This is a genomic window from Candidatus Eisenbacteria bacterium (assembly GCA_005893275.1).
In the GTDB taxonomy this organism is placed as follows: domain Bacteria; phylum Eisenbacteria; class RBG-16-71-46; order SZUA-252; family SZUA-252; genus WS-7.
Window position 1 is genome coordinate 1 of the sequence record VBOW01000008.1, and the last position, 21671, is coordinate 21671.

14 protein-coding genes and 1 pseudogene are annotated in these 21671 nt (G+C 69.5%); all 15 read left to right on the forward strand.

Annotated features, from left to right (window positions below):
- Nucleotides 1-150: 150 nt before the first annotated feature.
- The gene (locus E6K76_00570; GenBank protein ID TMQ60828.1) at nt 151-708 is read left to right on the forward strand and encodes a hypothetical protein; all 558 of its coding nucleotides are present in this window, start codon (nt 151-153) and stop codon (nt 706-708) included.
- Nucleotides 709-898: 190 nt separating this feature from the next.
- On the forward strand, nt 899-1528 hold the full coding sequence (locus E6K76_00575; protein TMQ60829.1) for a hypothetical protein: 630 nt from the start codon (nt 899-901) through the stop codon (nt 1526-1528).
- A 55-nt stretch (nt 1529-1583) separates the two neighbouring features.
- On the forward strand, nt 1584-2567 hold the full coding sequence (locus E6K76_00580; protein ID TMQ60830.1) for a hypothetical protein: 984 nt from the start codon (nt 1584-1586) through the stop codon (nt 2565-2567).
- The gene (locus E6K76_00585; protein ID TMQ60831.1) at nt 2564-5809 is read left to right on the forward strand and encodes a hypothetical protein; all 3246 of its coding nucleotides are present in this window, start codon (nt 2564-2566) and stop codon (nt 5807-5809) included. The genes E6K76_00580 and E6K76_00585 overlap by 4 nt, the downstream gene beginning before the upstream one ends.
- Nucleotides 5809-7632: a hypothetical protein gene (locus E6K76_00590; GenBank protein TMQ60832.1), complete on the forward strand. Its 1824-nt coding sequence runs from the start codon at nt 5809-5811 to the stop codon at nt 7630-7632. Before E6K76_00585 ends, E6K76_00590 begins: the two co-directional genes overlap by 1 nt.
- Nucleotides 7626-9653, forward strand: coding sequence for an NAD-dependent DNA ligase LigA (gene ligA, locus E6K76_00595; GenBank protein ID TMQ60840.1), 2028 nt, complete (start codon nt 7626-7628; stop codon nt 9651-9653). Before E6K76_00590 ends, ligA begins: the two co-directional genes overlap by 7 nt.
- Nucleotides 9654-9759: 106 nt before the next feature.
- Nucleotides 9760-11886 (forward strand): ATP-dependent DNA helicase, encoded by a 2127-nt coding sequence (locus E6K76_00600; protein ID TMQ60833.1) that lies wholly within the window; start codon nt 9760-9762, stop codon nt 11884-11886.
- An 8-nt stretch (nt 11887-11894) separates the two neighbouring features.
- Nucleotides 11895-13421 carry a histidine ammonia-lyase gene (gene hutH / locus E6K76_00605; GenBank protein ID TMQ60841.1) on the forward strand — a complete coding sequence of 509 codons (1527 nt, stop codon included), beginning with the start codon at nt 11895-11897 and terminating at the stop codon, nt 13419-13421.
- A 37-nt stretch (nt 13422-13458) separates the two neighbouring features.
- Nucleotides 13459-15159: a urocanate hydratase gene (gene hutU, locus E6K76_00610; protein TMQ60834.1), complete on the forward strand. Its 1701-nt coding sequence runs from the start codon at nt 13459-13461 to the stop codon at nt 15157-15159.
- A 30-nt stretch (nt 15160-15189) separates the two neighbouring features.
- Nucleotides 15190-16467 carry an imidazolonepropionase gene (locus tag E6K76_00615; protein ID TMQ60835.1) on the forward strand — a complete coding sequence of 426 codons (1278 nt, stop codon included), beginning with the start codon at nt 15190-15192 and terminating at the stop codon, nt 16465-16467.
- Between the two features lie 88 nt (nt 16468-16555).
- A pseudogene (gene ftcD, locus E6K76_00620) lies at nt 16556-17446 on the forward strand (glutamate formimidoyltransferase).
- 691 nt (nt 17447-18137) lie between these two features.
- Complete coding sequence (locus E6K76_00625) at nt 18138-19913, forward strand: tetratricopeptide repeat protein (GenBank protein TMQ60836.1); 1776 nt, start codon at nt 18138-18140, stop codon at nt 19911-19913.
- Between the two features lie 2 nt (nt 19914-19915).
- Entirely contained in the window at nt 19916-20758 is an 843-nt protein-coding gene (locus tag E6K76_00630) for a PHP domain-containing protein (protein TMQ60837.1), read from the forward strand.
- 94 nt (nt 20759-20852) lie between these two features.
- Nucleotides 20853-21404, forward strand: a complete 552-nt coding sequence (locus E6K76_00635) for a hypothetical protein (GenBank protein TMQ60838.1) — start codon at nt 20853-20855, stop codon at nt 21402-21404.
- A partial coding sequence (locus tag E6K76_00640) for a hypothetical protein (protein TMQ60839.1) occupies nt 21394-21671 on the forward strand: 278 nt, incomplete at its 3' end. The genes E6K76_00635 and E6K76_00640, both read left to right, overlap by 11 nt.

The following is a 21671-nucleotide window of genomic DNA, read 5'->3' on the forward strand; positions in this document are numbered from 1 at the left end:
GATTCCGAGACCCCTAGGGAGATTCTCCTTGCCCAGCGGGCGATCGCCGATTCCGTAACCCCCATCGGGGACCCCACCGCTACGGCCGTAAATCCTCCGATCCAGGTCCCGAAGGAACCCCAGCACAGGTCTCCCGGCAAGGCGTTCCTCATGAACCTGGCCATTCCAGGCTCGGGTCACCTGTACGCGGGGGAGAAGCGCGGCCTCGTGAACCTCGGCCTCGAAGGCGTTGCGTGGGCCGCCTATCTCTACTACCACGACCGCGGCAAATCGAAGGAAAAGGAGTTCGAGACCTACGCGGATGGACACTGGGACTACAACTCGTGGAAGACCCAAGAAATAAACAACGGCACCTATGATCCCGCGGCGGACAGCCTCATCCTCTACTTCCACGATCACAACAAGCAGCAGTACTATGAGGACATCGGAAAGATCTCGACCTATTGGTCCGGTTGGGACAGCCAGGACAATCGGAATTTTTACCGGGGAATTCGCGCACACAGCAATAACTTCCTGAAAAACGCGCATACGGCGCTGGCGGGGGCCTTCGTGAACCGCGTGGTGAGCGCGGTGGATGTGTTGCAACTGATGAAGCACAGGGGCGGCGCTTCACTCGGCAACGACACCCAGGTTCGGTTCAAGATGCACACGAAGCCGTTTGCGAGGGACAATGCCTTCGGTTTTGTCGTCACGAAGCGTCTCCGTTAGAACCGTCCCAACCATCCTCTTGTTTCTGGCCGCCGCCCTCACGGGCGCTGCGCCTGCGCCCGCCCAACCGAATTCCGAGATGGCCCTTCTTCCCGTTGCCGCATCGCATACGGGATCAGGGCCCGCGTGGAGCCCGCTCGCGGATCTCAACGCGGCCCAGGACGCCGCCCAAGCTCGGGCACCGAGCTCGGTGAATCCGAGGAGGGCGCTCCTCCTCTCGCTCCTCCTGCCCGGAGCGGGGGAGCTCTATTCGGGCCACAAAGGGCGCGCGACGGGGTTCTTCATTTCCGAGGGCGCGATCTGGGCCAACTTCACGGCATGGGAGATCGCGGGCCATCTCCGGAAGAACAACTACATTGAACAGGCAATGCTGAACGCCGGAATCGGCACGGAATCGGAATCGGACGACTATTGGAGGCTCGTCGGAACCTACCTGCGCTCGAGTGGATCGGGCCCCGACTCCTACGAGGACGCGCTTCGGCGGGACGCGCGGAACGAGTTCCCGGGGGACCCGGCGGCGCAGGACGCCTGGGTAGCCCAGCGGCTTCCGACCGGAAATCGAGCTTGGAACTGGACGAGCGCCTCGCTGCAGGAGCATTACATCGAGACGCGGCAAAACTCGACCCGCGCCTTCAACCGCGCGAAGTTTTCCTTCGCGCTCGCGATCCTGAACCGCCTGGTCAGCGCCATCGACACCCAGGTGCTTCACCGCCGCGACCTGAGGGCCGAGCAGTCGGCGATCGAGCCGGACGAGCCGCGGCTCCTGACCATGGTCACCGCCGACGGCGGGGGAAGGATCCTGCTCCGGCACCGGTTCTAGCCGCTCGAGCTCCAACGATCCCAGGCCGCGACGAGGAGCTTCCCCTCCGGTCATCATGAGCGGTCCGACAGGAAAAACCCTCATCGCGGTTCTGGCGGCGCTCGCCTGCCTGGCGGGCCCGCACCGGGATTGCCGCGCGGCTGACCGCGAGGCAGCCGATTCGACCTCGTCCAGCCCGCCCGGCGCGCTCCGGACCGAGTGGACCTTCGATCAGGACGCGCTGGAAGCGGTGGGGATCCGGCGTCCGTCTCGTCTCGCGTACGATTCCGATGGAAACCTGCATGTGCTCGACGCGGAAACCCGCCGCATCACGAAGCTCGACCCGAGGGGACGAGTCCTCTACGAAGTCGGCGGATACGGCTCCGACGAGACCTCGCTCGAGCTGCCCCAGGACGTCGCCCTAGATCGGGACCAATCGCTTCTTGTGCTGGACCGCGGCCGCGGCGCGCTCGTGGCCTTCGACCGCGCCGGGCGATTTCTCGGGCGCAGGCCCTTTCAGGGCGCGGCCTCGGAGGAATCGCGGAGCGCGGACGCGCGGCTCGTGCTCGACCGGTTCGGGAAGCTCTGGCTCCTTTCCGCGCGCACGCGCGACCTTCTGCCCCTCGACGACCGGCTCGAGCCCGCCCGGGCGACGCGGTATCTCGTGCCCGAGGATTCCCTCCTCGTGCCTCTCGCGGCGGCGGCGGGGGCGCGGGGCGAGGTCTGGATCTACGACGCCGCGCGCGGCGCGCTGCGGCGCTTCGACGCAAGCGGCCGGCTCGCGTTCACGGTGAGCCTGGATCCGCTCCCCAAGGCGGTCTCGATTTCCGATCTCGCGGTCGATCGCGGAGGGTTCCTCTACGCCGCGGATCGGGCCGGCCAGCGCATTCTCGTGATCGGCCCAGACGGCGCGACCCTCTTGACCCGGGTCCTCGGGGGGGATCGCGTTCCCTGGCGTCCCGCGGCGCTCGCGATCGGACCGCGCGGGCAAATCGCGGTGGCGGATCCTGGGCGCGGAGAGATTCAGGTGCTGGTGCCCGAGCGGACGGCGCGGCCGTGATCCGCGTTCGGTTTCTCGCTCCGGCGTTCGCGATCGCGCTCGCGTGCGGCCTCGCGCTCGCGACCGCCCGGCCGGCGTCCGCTCGCCCGACTGGGGTGATCCATCCCGGCGGGGTGGCTTCCTCGAGCGACACGCTGGTCCTCGAATACCCCGTGATCCGGTCGCCGTCGCTCCTCTCCCTTCGCGCGGCCTCCCCGTTTTCGACTGCGCCCGCGGCCGATTCGGCCGCCGGACCGGCGGTCTTGTTGGCGCGACGCGCCGATCCGGCCGCCGCCACCGGTCCGCCCGTGAGCCCGGCCTACCCGGGCGCGCTTCTTTTCTCGGGCTCGAAGTCCTTGGCCGTCGAGATGGGTCGCGGGCGGGACGCATCGCTCCATCAGACGCTCGACCTCACGGTGCGGGGGCGGGTGGCCGGGGACGTGGAGCTGGCCGCCACCTTGAGCGATCAGGAGCTCCCCTTCGAGCCGGACGGAAGCACCCGCGAGCTACAAGATCTGGATCGGCTCGTCCTCTCGGTCCGGGCGCCGAAGGGGGAAGTCACGATGGGGGACTTCCGGCTCGACGGAGGTCCCGGGGAATTCGCCCGCCTCACGCGCCAGCTCCAGGGGGTGAGGGGTCAGGCGCGGATCGGCGGCGCCAAGTGGGACCTCGCCGCGGCGAGCGCGAAAGGGGAACGAAGCTCGATCGAGATCAAAGGGGAGGAGGGCAAGCAAGGTCCGTACAACCTGATCCCACGCGCGCCTGGCGAAATCCCCCCGGGAATCGTCGCGGGGTCGGAGACGGTCTGGCTGGACGGCGCGAAGCTCAAGCGGGGCGCCGATCAGGACTACGTCGTCGACTATGGCGCCGGCGCGGTCACCTTCACGACGCGCCACCCGATCACCGCCGAGAGCCGGATCGCGTTCGACTTCGAGCGGGCGAGCACGAATTTCCGGCGGAGCCTCTACGCCGCGTTCACCCAGGGAGCGATCGCCTCCGCGGGCCGCTGGTACGCGACGTACCTCAAGGACGGGGACGATCCGAAGAGCCCGATCGACGCCTCGCTCTCGCCGGCGGACCTGCGCGCGCTCGGGAGCCTGGGGGATTCCGCGGCCGCGCCCTCCGGCGCACGTTACGTCGGAGCTGGAAACGGCGACTACGCCTGGGATCAGACGGACCCGGCGAACCCGCGATGGATCCACCTGGGCGCGGGAAGAGGGGATTACCTGGTCGAGTTCGTTCCGGTCGGCGTGGGGCGCGGCGCCTACGCCGACACGCTCGCGGGAGACGGCACCCGCTTCTATCACTACATGGGACGCAATCTCGGATCCTTCGCCCCGGGCCGCTCCCTCCCCTCGCCGGACGAGCGGAGGCTCTTCGATCTGGGAGGGTCCGCGCGCCTGTTCCGGGCGCTGAGCCTCGAGGCCGAGGCCGCGCGCTCCGGATTCGACCGGAACGCGCTCTCCTCGCTCGACGACGGCGACAACGGAGGAAACGCGGTGCGGGTCGGCGCGCAGCTCGATCCGCGGCCGCTTTCGGTGGCGGGTCGCTCCCTGGGCCGTATCCACGCCTCGGGGTCCTACCGCTCTCGCGACGGTCGCTTCACGACGATGGACCGGCTCGACAACGCATTCGAGCAGGACCGCTGGAACCAAGCCGCCCGCGAGGGGGGCGAAACGCGGGGAGAGCTGGGTCTCCAGTACGATCCCTTCTCCGCGCTCTCGTTCCGCGGCGAAATCGGTCAGCGCCGCTTGGAGGGAGGCTCGCGCTCGCTGCGCCGTGCTCTCGCGGCGGACTGGCGCGGGGCTCTCCCCGGCGCGCTCCGCTGGGAGGGGTCCCGGAACACGTTCGGCTCGGAGGCGGGCTCGCGCTCGCGCCTCGACTTCGACCTCGCCCGCCAGCGGGGAATCGTGACCCCGAGGGCCCATTTCCAGGAGGAGCGGGTTTCCTATCAGGAAGGGGACTCGATCCCCGAGCGCCGGAGCCGTGAATGGGGAATGGGGCTCGGGGTCGCTCCCGCACCGCGCGTGAGCCTTCGCGCCTCGTACGGCGAGCGGCTCGACCGGCGCGGCAATCCGGGCCAGGGGCTCGTTCCGACCCGCGCCGCGACGTGGGAGGCGGGGCTCTCCGCGCGTTCCCGCGCCTCGCTTTCGGTGGAGATGGGCTGGACGCGGCGGCGCGTCGCCGATCCAGCCGGGGCCTCGGCGAGCGACCTCGCGCAACTCGCGATCCTCGCCGGCGCGCCGGGCGCACCCTTCACCTCGGAGCTGCGCTACGACGCAACCCAGCTCCGCGAGCCTCAGGTGATCCGCCGCGTCGTCTCCGTCGATCCGGGCACGGGAGCCTACGACGCGTTCGGGAATCCGCGATTCCAGGGTGATTTCCAAGTGGTCACCGAGACCGGGCTCCCGGTTCCCCGGACCCGCGCGAACGTGCAGCTTCGACTGGACGCCTACCCCGGACGGGCGGCCACGGCCGCGGCGGGCGGGCCTTCGTTCTGGCGGGCGTGGGGCGCGAGCACCTTCCTCCGCCTGGAAACGCTGTCCTCCCTCGCGCTGGGCAGCCCTCGACACGCGCTCGACCCGCGCGACTATCTGGACCCCGGCGCGACGATCCGCGGAAATGTGAACGCGCGTCAAAGTGTCGAGTACGCGCCGAGGGGACGGCATTACGACCTTCGCGTGGAGGCCGGCGTGCGGCGCGACCGCACCGGGGAGCTCGAGAACCTCCGCGTCGTGCGCGACGGGATCGACGCGACCCTCCGCGTGCGAAATCCGCTGTGGCGCGGTGCCCGTCTCGTCACGTCGGCGTCGCTCGACGGCTCTTCCCAGACGGCGCTCCGCAGCGACACGGCCGACCGCTTCGAATCCAGGAGCCGCGGGCGCGGGTGCGATCTCGAGCTCTCCCGCGCGCTCGGCCCCGCGTGGTCGCTTTCCCTCATCATGCGGGGGAGACAGGACCGCGACGTGACGCGGGGCGGCCTGCAGGAGACGGTGGCGGGAGGCCCCGCGGCGCGCTGCGCCTCAGGAGGAAGGCTTCGACTCGACGGTCGCGCGCTCTGGGCCCGCACGAAGCAGGTCGGGCTCTATCAGCCGGGGATCTTTTTTACCCCGCCCCTTCTCGGGAGCCGCGTCGACTACGATCTCCTGGGGGACTACCGCCTGCGCGACCAGGTCTCACTCGGGGTTTCATGGAACGGGCAAGTGGCGGGCGGCCGAAACGCGGTTTACACGGGGCGATTCGAGCTCCGGAGCTACTTCTGATGAAGCGTCTCTCCCACATCGCATCGGTTTCGGTCGCGCTCCTCGGGTGGCATGCCGCGACCGCCGGCGCTTCGATCCCGCGCGCGCCGCAGGCGCTCGAGCCGCGGGTGGAGCGCTACGCGCTCGAGGCCGGCCCCGGAGTGGATTCGCTCCTCGCGGCGCCGCTCGCGGATTCATCCTCGGGCGCGGATTCCGCCGGGGCCGCGTCCGGCGCCCCCAGGCTCTGGACGCGCGAGGAGCTGCAATCGCTCGCCGCGCGCGCCCGCGACCGCCTCCTGGCTCGGGGCGCCATCGGCGCCATCGTGAGGCTCACGCTCGCTCCGGGGCCCGGAGGAGAGGAGGGCGGCGTGGCGAAGATCACGGTCGAACGCCGCCCCGCCCCTTCCCGGATCGTCGCCGCGGTGCGCGGCGGGGAGGAGGTCGTGGCGGACGGGGCCGGGATCTTCCAGCGCGCGAGCGGCGGGAGCGGCGAGCCCCGCGCGATCCTGGCGGGGCTCGAGGCGCTCCGGAGCGAGGCCCAGGCAAGGGGCCGGCTCGGCGCGGAAGCTTCCCTCGACTCGGTCGTCCTCGCCGATTCGGCGACGGCGCGGTTCCACGTCTTCCTGAATCCCGGCCCCCCGGTGGCGCTCGATACCCTCGAGGTCGGAGGCGCCGCCGTGCGGCCCTCGGTGGTGGGATCGATCTCGGGGCTCAGGAAGGGGCGCGTGCTCACCCCCGAGGTTCTGGACGACGCCCGGGCGCGGCTTGAGGCGAGCGAGCTCTTCGCTTCGGTTGGATCGATCCAGGTCGCCCCGATGGCGGAGCCCGGGCGCGCCCGCGTCATCGCGCCGGTCGTCGAGAATCGCCTGAGCCGCTTCGAAGGGGCGGTGGGTGTTCAAAACGGCGGCGGAATCACGGGGCTCGCGGACCTCGCGCTCGGGAACATCGGGGGGAGCGGACGTTCGGCCGGCGCCAAGTGGGCCGGGTTCGGCGCGGGCCGTTCCGACTACGCCGCGCGCTACCGCGAGCCCTCCCTGCTCCGATCGGGACTCGACGCCCAGGTGGCGCTCGAGGCGCAGGTCGCGGACTCCCTCTACACCCAGACGAAGTGGTCGCTCGAGCTCTCGGGCCGCCCCACCCCGCGTGCCCGTGCCGCGGCGGCGCTTCGCCGGAGCGGCAGCGCCTACACCGGAGCGGGCCGGGGCACGAGCGCGACGTGGTCGCTCGAGGGGCGCTTCACGTGGCGCGGCCTCACCCCGCCGGAGAATCCGGCCCGCGGCTTCGCCGCGGCGGTCGCCGGGGAAGCGGGACGGCGCATCGAATCCTATCCCGGATACCCGCGGACCTCGCGCGGGGTGCTCAAGGGAACGCTCACCTGGGAGGCGGCGCAGCCGACCGGCAGGGGGCGCGCGCTCTACGCCGCGATGCGCGCGGAGCGGGTGAGCCTCGGGGGCGGCCCGCTCCCCGCGGAAGAGCTTCGCTTCCTCGGAGGAAGCGAGGGGCTGCGGGGCCACCGCGACCGCGCGTTCGGGGGGGACCGCGTGCTGGCGATGACGCTCGAGCACCGCTGGATCACCGGGCCGGGCGGCGCCCGCGTGTTTCTCTTCCTGGACGGCGCGCGTCACGACCTCGGGGTCCCCGTGGAAGCGGGAAGCGCGCGCGGAGATGCGAGCCTAGGCGCCGCGCTCGCCCGAACGGAGTTGAGCCCCGGCTGGGAGTTCGGATACGGTGCGGGTCTCAGGAGCCCGACCCGGGCCGGAACGGTCGGAATCGAGCTCGGGCTGAGACCCGGGGCCCCGCTTCGGGAGAGCAAACTGCACCTTCACTACGCGACCGACTGGTGAGCCGAGGAATCGCGCAAAAGATCCTGAACCTTCGGCGGCAAATCGAGCGCCACGACTATCTCTACTATGTCGTCGGGGAGCCGCAGATTTCCGACCGCGAGTACGACCGGCTGCTGCGCGAGCTGAGCCAGCTCGAGGAAGCGCACCCCGAGCACCGCGATCCGGACTCGCCGACCCAGCGGGTCGCCCGCGGGCTCCTTCCCGGGTTCCCGTCGGTCCGGCACTCGGTTCCGATGCTGAGCCTCGACAACACGTACTCGCTGGAGGAGCTGGAGGCATTCGACGCGAGGGTGCGGAAGCTCCTGGGCAAGGAGGAGGTGGAATACGCCGTCGAGCCGAAGGTGGACGGGGTCGCGGTCGCGCTGCGGTATGAGAAGGGCCGCTTCGTCCTTGGGCTCACGCGCGGGAACGGGACCGAAGGAGACGACATCACCACGAACCTCCGCACGCTCCGCTCCATACCGCTTAGGCTGCACGGGCGCGAAGCGCCGGGGGAGCTCGAGGTGCGTGGGGAAGTCTTCATGGAGACCCGCGCCTTCGGGCGATTGAACGAGCGGCGCGTCGAGGCGGGTCTGGCCGCGTTCATGAACCCGCGCAATGCGACGACCGGGAGCCTGAAAACGCTCGACACCTCCGAGGTGGCGAGGCGTCCCCTCCAGATCTTCCTGTTTCAGGTCGTTCGGCCGGAGCGTCACGGGCTCAAGACCCAGCTCGAGGCGATCGCCTGGATGGAACGGCTCGGGCTTCGCGTGAACCCCGAGAACTCCCTCGCGCGCGGCTTCGCCGAGCTGCGCCGCGCGAGCGAGAAGTGGGAGACCAAACGGGAGAAGCTTCCCTACGGCACGGATGGTCTCGTGATCAAGGTGAACTCCTTCCGGGAGCAGGAGGCCCTCGGGTTCACATCGAAGAGCCCGCGGTGGGGAATCGCCTACAAGTTCGGCGCCCATGAAGCCGAGACGACCCTGCGCTCGATCGAGCTCCAGGTGGGCCGGACCGGGGTCGTGACCCCCGTGGCGATTCTGGAGCCGGTCACCCTCCTGGGCACGGTCGTGTCCCGCGCGACCCTTCACAACCAGGACGAGATCGAGCGGAAGGATTTTCGGCCCGGGGACCGGGTCGTCGTCGACAAGGGTGGAGACGTGATCCCCAAGGTCGTGCGCGTGGTGCCCACGTCGGGACGGCGCGGACCGAAGTTCGTGATGCCCTCGAAATGCCCGGTGTGCGGCTCCCCCTTGCTGCGCATGCCGGAAGAGGCGGCCGTGCGCTGTGAGAACCTCTACTGCCCCGCGCAGGTGAGGCGGCGGATCGTCCACTTCGCGAGCCGGGGCGCGCTCGACATCGAGGGGCTCGGGTGGAAGACGGTCGATTGGATCGTGGACGCGGGGCTCGCGGCCGATCCCGCCGATCTCTACCACCTGAGCAAGCAGGATCTCGTGAAGATCGAGGGAATGGGGGAGAAATCGGCGGCCAATCTTCTCGAGGGGATCGAGCGGAGCAAGACCGCGCCTCTCGACCGCCTCCTCGTAGCCCTCGGAATTCGGCACGTCGGCGCGCGGATCGCGCAGATTCTCGCGAGGCACTTCGGATCGCTCGAGGGGCTCATGGCCGCCGACGAGGGCGCGCTTCTCGAAGTCGAAACGATCGGCCCCGAGATCGCCTCGAGCGTCGTCGAGTTCTTCTCCTCGAAGACGGGCCGCACCATCGTGCGTCGCTTGATCGACGCGGGCGTCAAGCCGGAAGCTCCCCCGCGCCGCGCCGCGGGCGCGGGACCGCTCGCGGGAAAGACGTTCGTGCTCACGGGATCGCTCGAGGATCTGACGCGCGAGGAAGCCGCGCGGCTCATCCAGGAGGCGGGCGGCAAGGTGGCGTCCTCGGTCAGCTCGAAAACCGACGCCGTCGTCGCCGGCAGAGAGCCCGGTTCCAAGCTCGACAGGGCGCGCGAGCTTGGAATCGAGGTGTGGGATGAGCCGCGCCTCAAGACCGCGCTGAGAAAGGCCGGCGTGGCGCCCGCGGCGCGCTAGCGTTCCGCAGCGAACGCCGCGGGTCCCGGGCCCGCGGATCCGTCCGCCGCTCGTTGACTTCTCGTCCTTGCTCCCGTAGCTTGGAATCGGACCCGCGTCCGACCTCATGGATACTACCGAACGATTTTCCAATGAGTTGCTGGGGCTGGCCTTCGAGCGCTTGAGCCGGGAGCGGGGCTGGGAAAACCGGCCCGGGCAGCGCGAGATGGCGCGGCTCTGGTCCGAGACGCTCGAAGAGGGCGGCATGCTGCTCGTCGAAGCGCCCACCGGAATCGGCAAGTCGCTCGCGTATCTCCTTCCCGCCCTCCTCCGCCGCGCTCGGGGGTCCGGCCCCGTGGTCGTGAGCACCTGCACCAAGGCGCTCCAGGAGCAGCTCCTGCGCCAGGATATTCCGCTCGCGCTGCGGGCGACCGTGTCCCCGCTCCGGGTCGTCACGCTGAAAGGACGACAGAACTACCTCTGCAGGAGGCGCGCGGAAGCGCGGCTCCAGCAACGCGCGCTCTTTCCCGAGGCGGAGCTCGGAGAAGCGGCGGCGGAGACGGTCCGCTCGTGGGCGGAGCGTACCCGGACCGGCGAGCTGGAGGAGCTGACCGAGCTCGGGGTGGACCTCTCCCCGGCGTTCCTCGCCGACATCGCTTCCGACCCGCTCGTCTGCGCGGCCTCGGCGTGCGACGCATCGACCGGCTGCTTTGCCAAGCGGGCGCGGCGGGAGGCGCTCCGCGCCGACATCGTGCTGGTGAATCACGCGCTCCTCCTCTCGGACCCGGGTCTTCGCGCCACGCTCATCGCCGAGGCGGGCGCGCTCGTCCTGGACGAGGCGCACCACGTGGAGCGCGTGGCCCGCGAACAGCTCGGCGTGACCCTCGGCGTGCAGGATTTTCTGCGGCTTGCCGGCCGCACCGACGCGCGGACGGGGGTGCTCCGGATTCTGAAGCGCGCGCTGCGGCGCGGCCGCGGGGGCCGCGTCGCGGAGCGGATCCGGGCCTCCGAAGCGTCGATCGCGCCCGTGCTCGCCCACGCGGCCGCGTTCGCCCTGGATCTCGAGCGGGTCCTTCCGGCGGGCGCTCCGTCGGCGCGGATCACGCGCGATTTCGACGCGGCGCGGCTCAGTCCCTCGGCGCTCGACGGGCTCCTCTCGGCTCTGGGCTCGCTCTCCCGATCGCTCGAGGATCTCGCCGACACCGCCGCGGGGGAAGGGCCGGCCGCCCTGAAGCCCGAGGGGCTCGAGGCGCTGGACGAGGTGCGGGGCCGCTCGCTCGCGTGGACCGAGGCGGAGCGCGCGCTCCGGTCGGCGGTCGCGCTCGAGGAGAAGGGCTCGGCGTTCTTCGTGGACCGCGACGGGCGCGGATCGCCCCGCTTGAATCGCCGGCCCGTGCATGTGGGGGCCGTCCTCCGGCACAGCCTGCTCACGCTCTGCGATCGGGTGCTCCTCACCTCCGCCACGCTTCGCGCGGGGGATGATTTCGGTCCCGTGCTCGATGCTCTCGGGCTCGACCCGGGGGAGGTGCGCACGGCAACCCTTCCGTCCCCCTTTCCGCTCGAGCGCCAGGTCCTCTCCGCGGTCTGGGACGCGTGCGGACCCAACGACCCGGAATTCCCCGAGCGGCTCGCCGAGCTGATCGTCGGGCTCGCGACCGCGTTCCGCCGGAACACCCTCGTGCTCCTGACTTCCTACGAGATGCTGGACCAGGTCGCCGACCGCTGCGCCGGCCCGCTTCGGCGCGCCGGGATCCCGCTCTTGAGGCAGGTTCCCGGCGAGGCCGCCGCGCCCCTCGCGGCGGAGTTTCGGGCCGGGGGGGGCGCGGTGCTCCTGGGCGCCGCGTCGTTCTGGGAAGGGGTGGATTTCCCGGGTGCTTCGCTGGAGGTCCTCCTGATCGCGCGGCTTCCGTTCGCGGTCCCGACCGACCCCCTGGTAGAAGCGCGATCGGAGGCGATCGAGGCCGATGGCGGAGATGCCTTCCGCGATCTGGCGCTCCCGGAGGCGATCCTGCGATTTCGCCAGGGGATCGGTAGGCTGATCCGGAGCTCCGCGGACCGCGGCGCCGTGGTGGTCGCCGATCCGCGCCTCGCGCGCGCCTCGTACGGCCGGCGCTTCACCGCGACGCTCCCGTCGGCTCCCTTCGTGACCTCCTCCCGGTCGGAGCTTCTCTCGAGGGTAGGGGACTGGTTTTCGAGCGGCGCCGGCGAGCGGGTTCCGCGACCGGAAGGAGAGGAGGAGCCGTGCCGGGCGTGACCGCGCCGATCGCCGGAAAGGAACGGGTCGCGATCGGGGGCGCGCCGCTCACCTTTGACGACCTCCGCGCCGTCGCGGGGGGAGCGAGGATCTCGCTCGCCCCGGATGTTCCCGCGCGCGTCGCGCCGTCGCGAGCGCTGATCGAGAAGGTCCTGAAACAGGGGAGCACGGTCTACGGGGTCAACACCGGATTCGGCCAGCTCAAGTCGGTGCGCATCCGGGACGCCGACGTGGAGGAGCTGCAGCTCAACTTGATCCGGAGCCACGCGGCGGGGTGGGGGCCCGAGCTGGAGCCTCGCGCGGTGCGCCTCATGCTCGCCCTGCGCGCGCACTCGCTCGCGCTCGGATACAGCGGCGTGCGCCTCACGCTCCTCGAGCACTTCGTGCGAATGCTCGAAGCCGAGATCCTGCCGGTAGTGCCCAGCCGTGGCTCCCTGGGCGCGAGCGGAGATCTCATCCCGCTCGCGCATCTGGCGCTGGGCTTGATCGGCGAGGGAGAGGTTCGCGTCGAGGGGCGGCTCGCCAAGACGGCGGATCTCATGCGCGGGAACGGCATGGTGCCCCTTAAGCTCCAGGCGAAGGAGGGTCTCGCGCTCATCAACGGAACTCAGGGGATGACGTCGGTCGGCGCGCTCGCGCTGATCGAGGCGGCCGAGATTCTGCGCGCGGCCCACCTCGCGTGCGCGCTCTCCGTCGACGCCGCGCGGGGGAGCGTCAAGCCGTTCGATCCCCGCGTGCACGCGATCCGCCCGCATGCCGGCCAGAGGGATTCGGCGGCGATCCTCTGGAGTCTCCTGCAGGGAAGCGGCATCGTGGCCTCACACGCGGGCTGCGCCAAGGTGCAGGATCCTTATTCGCTCCGCTGCGCCCCCCAGGTGCTCGGCGCCTCGATCACGGCGTTCCGGCAGTCGCGCGAGACGGTCGTCACGGAGGTGAACAGCGTGAGCGACAACCCGCTCTGCTTCGCCGACACGGGAGAGGTGATCTCGGCCGGAAACTTCCACGGCGAGCCGGTGGCGCTGGCGCTCGATGTTCTTGCGATCGGGATGGCGGAGGTCGGCTCGATCTCCGAGCGGCGGACGTTTCTCCTCCTCGACGACGCGAAGAGCGGATTGCCTCCGTTCCTGAGTCCCGGAGCGGGGCTCCGAAGCGGGCTGATGATCGTGCAATACCTCCAGGCGGCCCTGGTGTCGGAGAATCGAATGCTCGCGCAACCGGCGAGCACGGATTCGATCCCGACCTCCGCCGGGCAGGAAGATCACGTGAGCATGGGGATGCACGCCGCGGTCAAAGCCCTGACTCTCGTGCGAAACGTGCGCCGTGTCGTGGCCGGGGAAATGCTGTGCGCGGCGCAGGGAATCCATCTCTTGAGACCGCTTCGGTCGAGCGGGCCGCTGGAGCGGGTGCTGGGGCGGCTCCATGAGCTCGTGCCGCCCCTCGACGAGGATCGAAGGCCGGACCACGATCTCGATCGATTGGATGAGTGGATCGCGTCCGGGGCCCCCGCGGACCTCGCGGGAATCGGAGCGTTTTGATGCCGCCTCCGGCGGGCGAAAGGATGTGACGGAAGCGATGCCGAAAACCGAGACCCAGGTCCCAAAGAGCGCACTCCCAGGCGCTCCTCCCCGCGAGCCGGTGCGCGCCCCTCGTGGGCCGAACCGATCCTGCAAGGGATGGCACCAGGAAGCGGCGCTGCGGATGCTCATGAACAACCTCGATCCCGACGTCGCGGAACGATGGCAGGATCTCGTGGTCTACGGCGGCACCGGCAGGGCCGCGCGGAGCTGGGAGGCCTTCCACGCAATCGTTCGCTCGCTTCGCGCCCTGGAAGGGGACGAAACGCTGCTCGTTCAATCGGGGAAGGCGGTCGGGGTCGCGAAAACGCATCCGGACGCGCCGCGCGTGATCCTGGCGAACTCGCTCCTGGTCCCCGCGTGGGCGACCTGGGACGAGTTCCGGCGCCTGGAATCGAAGGGGCTCACGATGTACGGCCAGATGACCGCGGGGTCCTGGATCTACATCGGGACGCAGGGGATTCTGCAGGGCACGTACGAGACGTTCGCCGAGGCCGCGCGACAGCGCTGCGGCGGGTCGCTGCGGGGCCGTTGGGCGCTGACGGCGGGTCTCGGCGGCATGGGGGGCGCACAGCCGCTCGCGGTCACGATGAACGAGGGCGTCTGTCTCGCGGTGGAAGTCGATCCCGAACGCGTCCGCCGTCGGGTCGAAACGCGGTATCTGGACAAGAGCACCGGGTCGGTCGAGGAAGCGCTCCGGTGGGTGGAGGAGGCCCTGCGGAAGCAGGAGCCGCTTTCGGTCGGATTGATCGGCAACGCCGCGGAGATCCTCCCGGACCTCGTGCGTCGCGGCAGCGCGCCCGATCTCGTGACCGATCAAACCTCCGCGCACGATGAGCTGAACGGTTATGTTCCCGCCGGGCTTTCCCTCGCCGATGCCGCCGCCCTGCGCCGCAAGCTTCCCAAGGAGTACGCGCGGCGCGCCATCGAGTCCATGGGCGAGCACGTGCGGGCCATGCTCGCGTTCATGGCGCGTGGGGCGGTCACGTTCGATTACGGCAACAACATTCGCGGCCAGGCGGTCAAGGCGGGCGTCACGAACGCGTTCGAGATTCCCGGTTTCGTGCCGCGGTTCATTCGGCCCCTCTTCTGCGAGGGGAAAGGACCCTTCCGTTGGGTCGCGCTCTCCGGAGACCCCAAAGACATCGCGGTGACCGACCGCGCTCTGCTCGAGCTGTTTCCCGCGAACGAATCGCTCCGGCGCTGGATCCGGCTCGCCTCCGAGCGCGTCACGTTCCAGGGCCTGCCGGCGCGGATCTGCTGGCTCGGCATGGGGGAACGGGAGCGATTCGGCGAGGTCTTGAACAAGCTGGTGGAGCGCGGCGACGTGGGGGCCCCCATCGTGATCGGCCGCGATCACCTGGACTGCGGCTCCGTGGCTTCTCCGTACCGTGAGACCGAGGGCATGCGCGACGGCAGCGACGCGATCGCGGACTGGCCGATCTTGAACGCGCTCCTGAACGCGGTCTCCGGCGCCTCCTGGGTGTCGGTGCATCATGGCGGGGGTGTCGGGATCGGAAACTCGATCCACGCGGGCATGGTCGTGGTCGCCGACGGCACGCCGGCGGGGCTCGCGCGCTTGCGCCGCGTGTTGACCAACGATCCCGCAACGGGGATCTGGCGTCACGCGGACGCGGGATACCCCGAGGCGCGCGCCATGGCCCTGAAGCACAAGCTCCCGATTCCTTCTCACGAGTGACCGCCTGTCTCCGATGAGGGACGGCCGACGGTGACGTGCGACCTTCTCATCGTCTCGGCCGCCCAGCTCGTCACCGCGGGCGAGGCCCAGGGCCCGCTCCTGGGCCACGCCCTGGATCACCCCCTCCTCCTTGAAGACGCCGGCGTGGCCTGCGTCGGTGGACGGATCGCCGCGGTGGGCACGACCGCGGAGGTCCTCGCCCGGTATCCGGAACGGGACGCCACCCGGGTGATCGACGCACGAGGCCTGCTTCTCGCCCCCGGGTTCGTGGACTGCCACACGCATCTTCCCTTCGCGGGAACGCGCGAGATGGAATTCGATGCGCGGGCCCGCGGGGAGACCTACGCCGCGATCGCCGAGAAGGGAGGCGGCATTCGGGCCAGCGTGCGCCGGCTCCGCGCCACGTCCGAAGACGAGCTCGCCGGGTCCGTGACGAAACGCCTCGAGCGGCTCCTCTCCCAGGGGACGACCACCGTCGAAGCCAAGAGCGGATACGGGCTGTCGCTCGACGAGGAGCGAAAGCAGCTCCAGGCGCTTCGCCGCGCGGGAGAACGCTCACCGGTGGAGGTCATTCCGACATTCCTCGGCGCCCACGAGATTCCGGACGAGCACCGCGGCAGGCGCGAGGAGTACGTGACGCTCCTTCTTGAGACGATGATCCCCGCGATCGCGCGCGAGCATCTCGCGCGCTATTGCGACGTCTTCTGCGACCAAGGGGTGTTCACGGTGGAGGAAGCGCGCCGGATTCTTCGGCGTGGCCGCGAGCTGGGCTTGGGCGCCAAGCTCCACGCCGACGAGCTGGCCGACGTCGGCGCCGCGGCGCTCGCGGCGGAGATGCGCGCCGTTTCCGCGGACCATCTGCTCCACGCGTCGCCTGCAGGGCTCCGCGCGATGGGCGAGGCGGGCGTGATCGCGGTCCTCCTGCCGGGAACCGCCTTTACGCTCGGGCTGCCCTATGCACGCGCGCGGGTCATGGTCGAGATGGGGCTTCCGGTCGCGCTCGCGACGGACTTCAATCCCGGGACCACCATGTCCTCGTCCATGGCGATGGCGATGACGCTCGCGGTCACGCAGATGAAGCTCACCCCCGCGGAAGCGTGGATGGCCGCGACCGCCAACGCCGCGCACGCCGTCGGCGAAGGGGCCCGGCTCGGCCGGATTCAGCCAGGGTACCAGGCCGACCTTGTGCTGTTCGACGCCCGGGACTATCGGCACATCGCTTACCACTACGCCGAGGAGCACGTGAGGTCCGTGATCAAGAGGGGTGCGCTCGTGATGGATCGCCAGGATCGTTGTGGTTGCGCATGAAGGCACAACGCCAAGATACTGATGCGATGCCGGTTATATTGGTTGTGTCGATCCCCACGAAATCCGCGGATCTCGGTAAGGAGAGCGCATGAGCGAACTTGTGGAGTGCGTCCCCAACTTCAGTGAGGGCCGAAATTTGTCTGTAGTTAGGCAAATCGTTGCCGAAATTTCGAGCGATCGGTCGGTCCGGCTGCTGGACCAGGAGATGAACGCCGACCACAACCGGTGCGTCGTCACGTTCGTGGGGGAGGCTCAGGCCGTGGTGGAGGCGGCTCTTAGGGGGGTCCGGAAAGCGACCGAGCTGATCGACCTGCGCCGGCATCGGGGCGAGCATCCTCGCATGGGAGCCACCGACGTTCTGCCGTTCGTTCCGATCGGATCGACCCAACTGGAGCGGTGCGTGGAACTGGCGAAGCAGGCGGGAGAGCGGATCGCCGGCGAGCTCGGCATTCCGGTGTATCTCTACGAGGCCGCCGCGACCCGACCCTCCCGGCAGAATCTCGCGGACGTGAGGCGCGGGGAGTTCGAAGGATTGGCCCGGGAGATCGGGACGAACCCCGATCGGGCGCCCGATTTCGGCCCGCGCGCGATGCATCCGAGCGCGGGGGCGATCGCCGTGGGCGCGCGGATGCCGCTTCTGGCCTTCAACGTGAATCTGGGCACCAGGGACGTCGAGATCGCGAAGCGGATCGCCAAGGCGATCCGCTTCCAGTCGGGCGGGCTTCGCTACGTCAAAGCTCTCGGTTTCGAGCTCAAGGAGCGCGGCATCGTCCAGATCTCGATGAACCTCGTCAACACGTGGGGGACGCCCGTCCAGCGTGTCTTCGCGCTCATCCAGGATGAGGCGGACCGTTACGGCGTGGCGATTGTGGGGAGCGAGGTCGTCGGGCTCGTTTGCCAGGACGCCTTGATCGATGTCGCGGAACACCATTTGAGACTCGAGGGCTTCTCCCGGGATCAGATTCTGGAAAACCGGCTCGCCCGGCGCCTGGGCGCCACCGAGCAGACGGTTGCGGAGTTCCTGGAGGACGTGGCATCGGCATCACCCACGCCCGGTGGCGGAAGCGTGTCCGCCTTGGCCGGCGCGCTCGCTTCGGCGCTCTCGTCCATGGTCACGCGGCTGACGATCGGAAAACAGAAGTACGCCGAGCATGAGGCCCGGATGCTCGAGGTGAGCGCGGCGGCGGAATCGTTGCGCCGGGAGCTCGTCGACTTGGTGCAGGAAGACGCGCGCGCCTATGAAGCGTTCCGGGCGGCGGCGCGGCTCTCGCAGCGCACGCCGGATGAGATCGCGCTCCGGGAGAGGACGCTCGTGGAAGCGGCGCGGAACGCGGCGCTGGTTCCCCTTCGCACGGCGGAGGCATGCGTGCGCTCGCTCGAGCTGGCGCTCGACGTCGCGACGGTGGGAAACGCGAACGCGGTCAGCGACGCCGGGGTGGCGGCATGGCTCGCTCGCGCGGGCGCGGAGGGAGCGGCTTGGAACGTCCGGATCAACGTGGGGAGCTTGCCCGGGGCCGAGCGCTCGGACCTCGAATCGCGTGTCGAGCGCTCGCTCGCTCGCGCGAAGGAGCTTCTGGATTCGTGCGTCGCCCAGGTCGCCCGGCGGATGAAAGCGGAATGAGTCTCGACTTCTCGGCGGCAGGGAACGAGGGCTGAGCGTGGATCGGAACATGGCGATCAAGCGGAAGGCGCAGCAGCTCGTCCAAAAGGGCGACGTGAACGGCGCCATCGCCGAATACGAGAAGCTCTTCGAGGGAGGCGACAAGGACCCCTACGACTTCATCGTCGTGGCCGACCTCCTCGCGAAGCGCGGCTCCATGCAGGAAGCCGTGCGCCGCTATCGCCAGGCGGTCGACGAGTACGCGAAGAGCGAGCTCTACAAGAACGCGATCGCCGTATGCAAGAAGATCCTCCGCATCTCCAAGGAAGACCTCGCCATCCACCGCACGCTGGGAGAGCTGTACGCGAAGGAAGGGCTGTACGGGGACGCGCAGATTCATTATCTCGAGTTCGCCGAGGGCTCGATCCGGCGCCAGGATCATGACGCGGCGCTCGATGTGCTCGATGAGGTGCTCAAGCTTTCGGCCGATAATTTCGACCTCTCCGAAAAGTACGTCGAGATCGCGCTTCGCGCCGATCAGCCGGAGCGGGGCGGCCGCGAGCTCCTGAGGCGCGCGGAGCGCGCGAAGCTCACCGGACGGATCGATGAGGCCGAGGCGATCCGGGAGCGGGTCTCCACGCTCGCCCCCAGCCTGCTGACATCGTTCCCGGGAGCTCCCGGCGCCGCCGTGCCCGTTCCCACGGGAGCGCCCGGCGCCCCCGCACAGCCGGCGCGTCCGGAGGCGGGCCTGGAGCCCGGCGTGGAGGAGGCGGTCGATCGCGGTCTCGGCTTCGAACCCTCGTCACGCGCCATCGAACGCGAGCTCGCGACGCCGGTCGCCCCTCCGTCCCAGCGTGAAGAGGTGGCCGCGGCGTCCGGCGGCCCCCCATCCGTGCGCGAGCCGGAACCCGAGCTTCAGAGCCACGAGGAGCTGGCGCGCGGCTATCTCCAATCCGGAAACAAAGACCTTGCCGCCGAAGAATACTGGAAGGCGAGCGAGCTGGCGTTCTTCCGCGGGGATATGGCTCGCGCGCGGGAGCTTCTCTCGGCTCTGCTCGGCATCGAGCCCACCCACGAAGCGGCGCTTCGGCGTTTTGTGGATATCGCCGCGCGGGCGGGGGATGGCCCGGCGGAAGCCCGGGCGCGCTTCGAGCTGGGTGAGGTCTACCTCGCGCACGAAGAATGGGAACTCTCCCGCTTGGAATATCTCCGTTGCCTGGAGCTCGATCCCGAGAACGACCGCGCGCGCGGTCGGGTCCAGCGTCTCGACGCGCTCCTGAACGGCCGCCCGGAGGCCGGAGCCCCGATCGATCTCGACTCGCTTCCGGACGAGCGCCCCGCCTCGAGCGTGCGGGTGCGCGACGAGGAGCAGGTTCCTCCGAGCGGAGACCCGCTCATCGATCTCGAGGAGATCATCGACGAGTTCAAAGCCGGCGTCAGCGAGCGCATCTCCGGGGAAGACCACGAGAGCCACTACGACCTCGGCATGGCCTACATGGAAATGGGTCTCTACGACGAAGCGATCGGCGAGTTCCAGGTGGCCTCCAAGGGGAGCCCGATGGAGGTCAAGTGCCTGGAAATGATCGCCCTCTGCTTCCTCGAAAAGAACGAGCCGGCTTCGGCGGCACGCGAGCTGAGCCGGGCCCTCGAGCTTCCGGGGTACGGTCCCGAGGAGACGATCAGCATCCGATACAATCTCGCCGTGGCGAACGAGCGGCTCGGGAATCTCGACCGAGCGCTCCAGCATTTTGAAGAGGTCTACCTCTTGAACGTGGATTTCCTGAAGGTCGCAAGTAAGGTGAAAGAATTGAAGCAACGTCTTGCGCGCGCGGAAGATCGAGCCTGAGCATGTCGCGCATCGATCTCCACATGCATTCGAGCGCCTCGGACGGGTCCTTCACCCCGGACGCGGTGACGAGGACCGCGGCTTCGAACGGCGTCGAGATCTTCTCGCTCACCGATCACGACACCCTGGACGGACTTCCCGCCGCGGCTCTTTGCGCGAAGCAATGCGGCCTCCGGCTCATCCCGGGCGTGGAGCTATCCGTCAGCGAGGAGGCGATGGATGTTCACCTGCTCGCCTATGGGTTCGACGAGACCGATCCCACGCTCGGGGCGGCGGTCGCCCGCTATCGTGAAGGCCGCCGGGAACGCGCACGGAAAATTCTTTCGCGCTTGAAGGGGCTGGGCATCCGGATCTCGCTCGAGGAGATCGAGACGATCGCGCACGGCGGCTCGCTCGGGCGCCCGCACGTCGCGGAGGCGCTGCTCCGCGCGGGGCACGTCGAGTCGTTCAACGAGGCGTTCCAGCGCTATCTCGGACACCATGCTCCGGCCTATGTGCCGAAGCCTCGGGTCACGCTCGAGGAGGCATCCACGATCGTGCGCGACGCGGGCGGTGTCACGATCCTCGCGCATCCTGGAACCCTGAACCGCGATTACCTGATTCCGGCCTGGGCCCGGCGCGGCCTGGACGGGATCGAGGTTTGGCACTCGAAGCACGACGCCGCGGCGGTGGAGCGCTATCGCGGGTTCGCCCAGCTTCACGGCCTTCTCATGACGGGAGGCTCGGATTATCACGGCGAGCGGACGCCCGGGATCACGATCGGGAGCGTCGAGGTGCCGGACGAAATCCTGAAGCCTCTCGACGCCCTCTTGAAGACCCGCCGCCCCGTCCGCTCGCGCTCGTAGAGGCGGGCTCAGGGTTCGTCGCCGCCCGCCGGCGCCCCGGACCGTCGTTGCGCATCGAAGATGCATCTGGTACGTTTTCCCTCGCCTCCTCCCGATGCGAACCATCGTTCTGAGCTCCTCCCTCATCGCCTTTTCGGTCGCGTGCGGCTACGCGAAGCTGCTCCTGTTCCCGTACCTCTTCTTTGTGGAGCTTTTCACCGTGGCGGTTTTCCTATCCGGGATCCTCGCGGGACCGGCGTGGGGCCTTTGGATTGGCGCGATCGCGCGCCTTGTGTTCAGCGTGGCGAATCCGTACGGCCCGCCCCATCCGTGGATTCTGGCGGCGCAGGTGTTCGGGGGAGCGCTCGTCGGGGCCATCGGAGGTCTCGCCCGGCCGTGGCTCCTCCTTGCGCCGGAATCCTCGGGCGCATACCGCGCGCGATCCGCGGTTCTGCTTGCGTGCGGGCTTCTCGCGACGCTCCTCTACGACGCCCTGACGAATCTCGCACAGGGAGTCGCCTTCGGCTCCTTCTCCGTCGCGATCGCGCTCGGCCTTCTCCCGGCGGCGCAGCACCTCGCTTCCAATCTCGTGATCTTCGGTCTCATCGGAAATCTCGCGATTCCGTGGCTCAGGCACCATCCCATGGCGGCACGGCGTGCCGGCTGAGCGTGCCCTGCGGCTCTTCGCGCTCGCCGGATGGATCATGAGCTCGGCGCCTTCCGCCGCGCGCGCCGCCCCACCGGCCATCCCCGACAGCGCGCGCGCCGCCCCGCCGGCCCGGGTCGCGGCTCGGATCGGGGTGACCGTCGAACCGAAGCTCTGGATCGCGGCGCCGATCGACATGACCGTCGAGCGAACGTTGGGGATCGCATCGCTCGAGGATGCGCTCCGCCTGCGCCGCCCGCTTCTCTTGACCCCGCTTCCTCTGTTCGG

What these genes read in the sequence shown, in the direction of transcription:
- E6K76_00570 (TMQ60828.1), top strand. Translation starts at nt 151, where the DNA reads ATGAACCTGGCCATTCCAGGCTCGGGTCACCTGTACGCGGGGGAGAAG.
- hutU (TMQ60834.1), top strand. Translation starts at nt 13,459, where the DNA reads ATGCCGAAAACCGAGACCCAGGTCCCAAAGAGCGCACTCCCAGGCGCT.
- E6K76_00630 (TMQ60837.1), top strand. Translation starts at nt 19,916, where the DNA reads ATGTCGCGCATCGATCTCCACATGCATTCGAGCGCCTCGGACGGGTCC.
- E6K76_00635 (TMQ60838.1), top strand. Translation starts at nt 20,853, where the DNA reads ATGCGAACCATCGTTCTGAGCTCCTCCCTCATCGCCTTTTCGGTCGCG.
- E6K76_00625 (TMQ60836.1), top strand. Translation starts at nt 18,138, where the DNA reads ATGGCGATCAAGCGGAAGGCGCAGCAGCTCGTCCAAAAGGGCGACGTG.
- E6K76_00600 (TMQ60833.1), top strand. Translation starts at nt 9,760, where the DNA reads ATGGATACTACCGAACGATTTTCCAATGAGTTGCTGGGGCTGGCCTTC.
- E6K76_00590 (TMQ60832.1), top strand. Translation starts at nt 5,809, where the DNA reads ATGAAGCGTCTCTCCCACATCGCATCGGTTTCGGTCGCGCTCCTCGGG.
- E6K76_00580 (TMQ60830.1), top strand. Translation starts at nt 1,584, where the DNA reads ATGAGCGGTCCGACAGGAAAAACCCTCATCGCGGTTCTGGCGGCGCTC.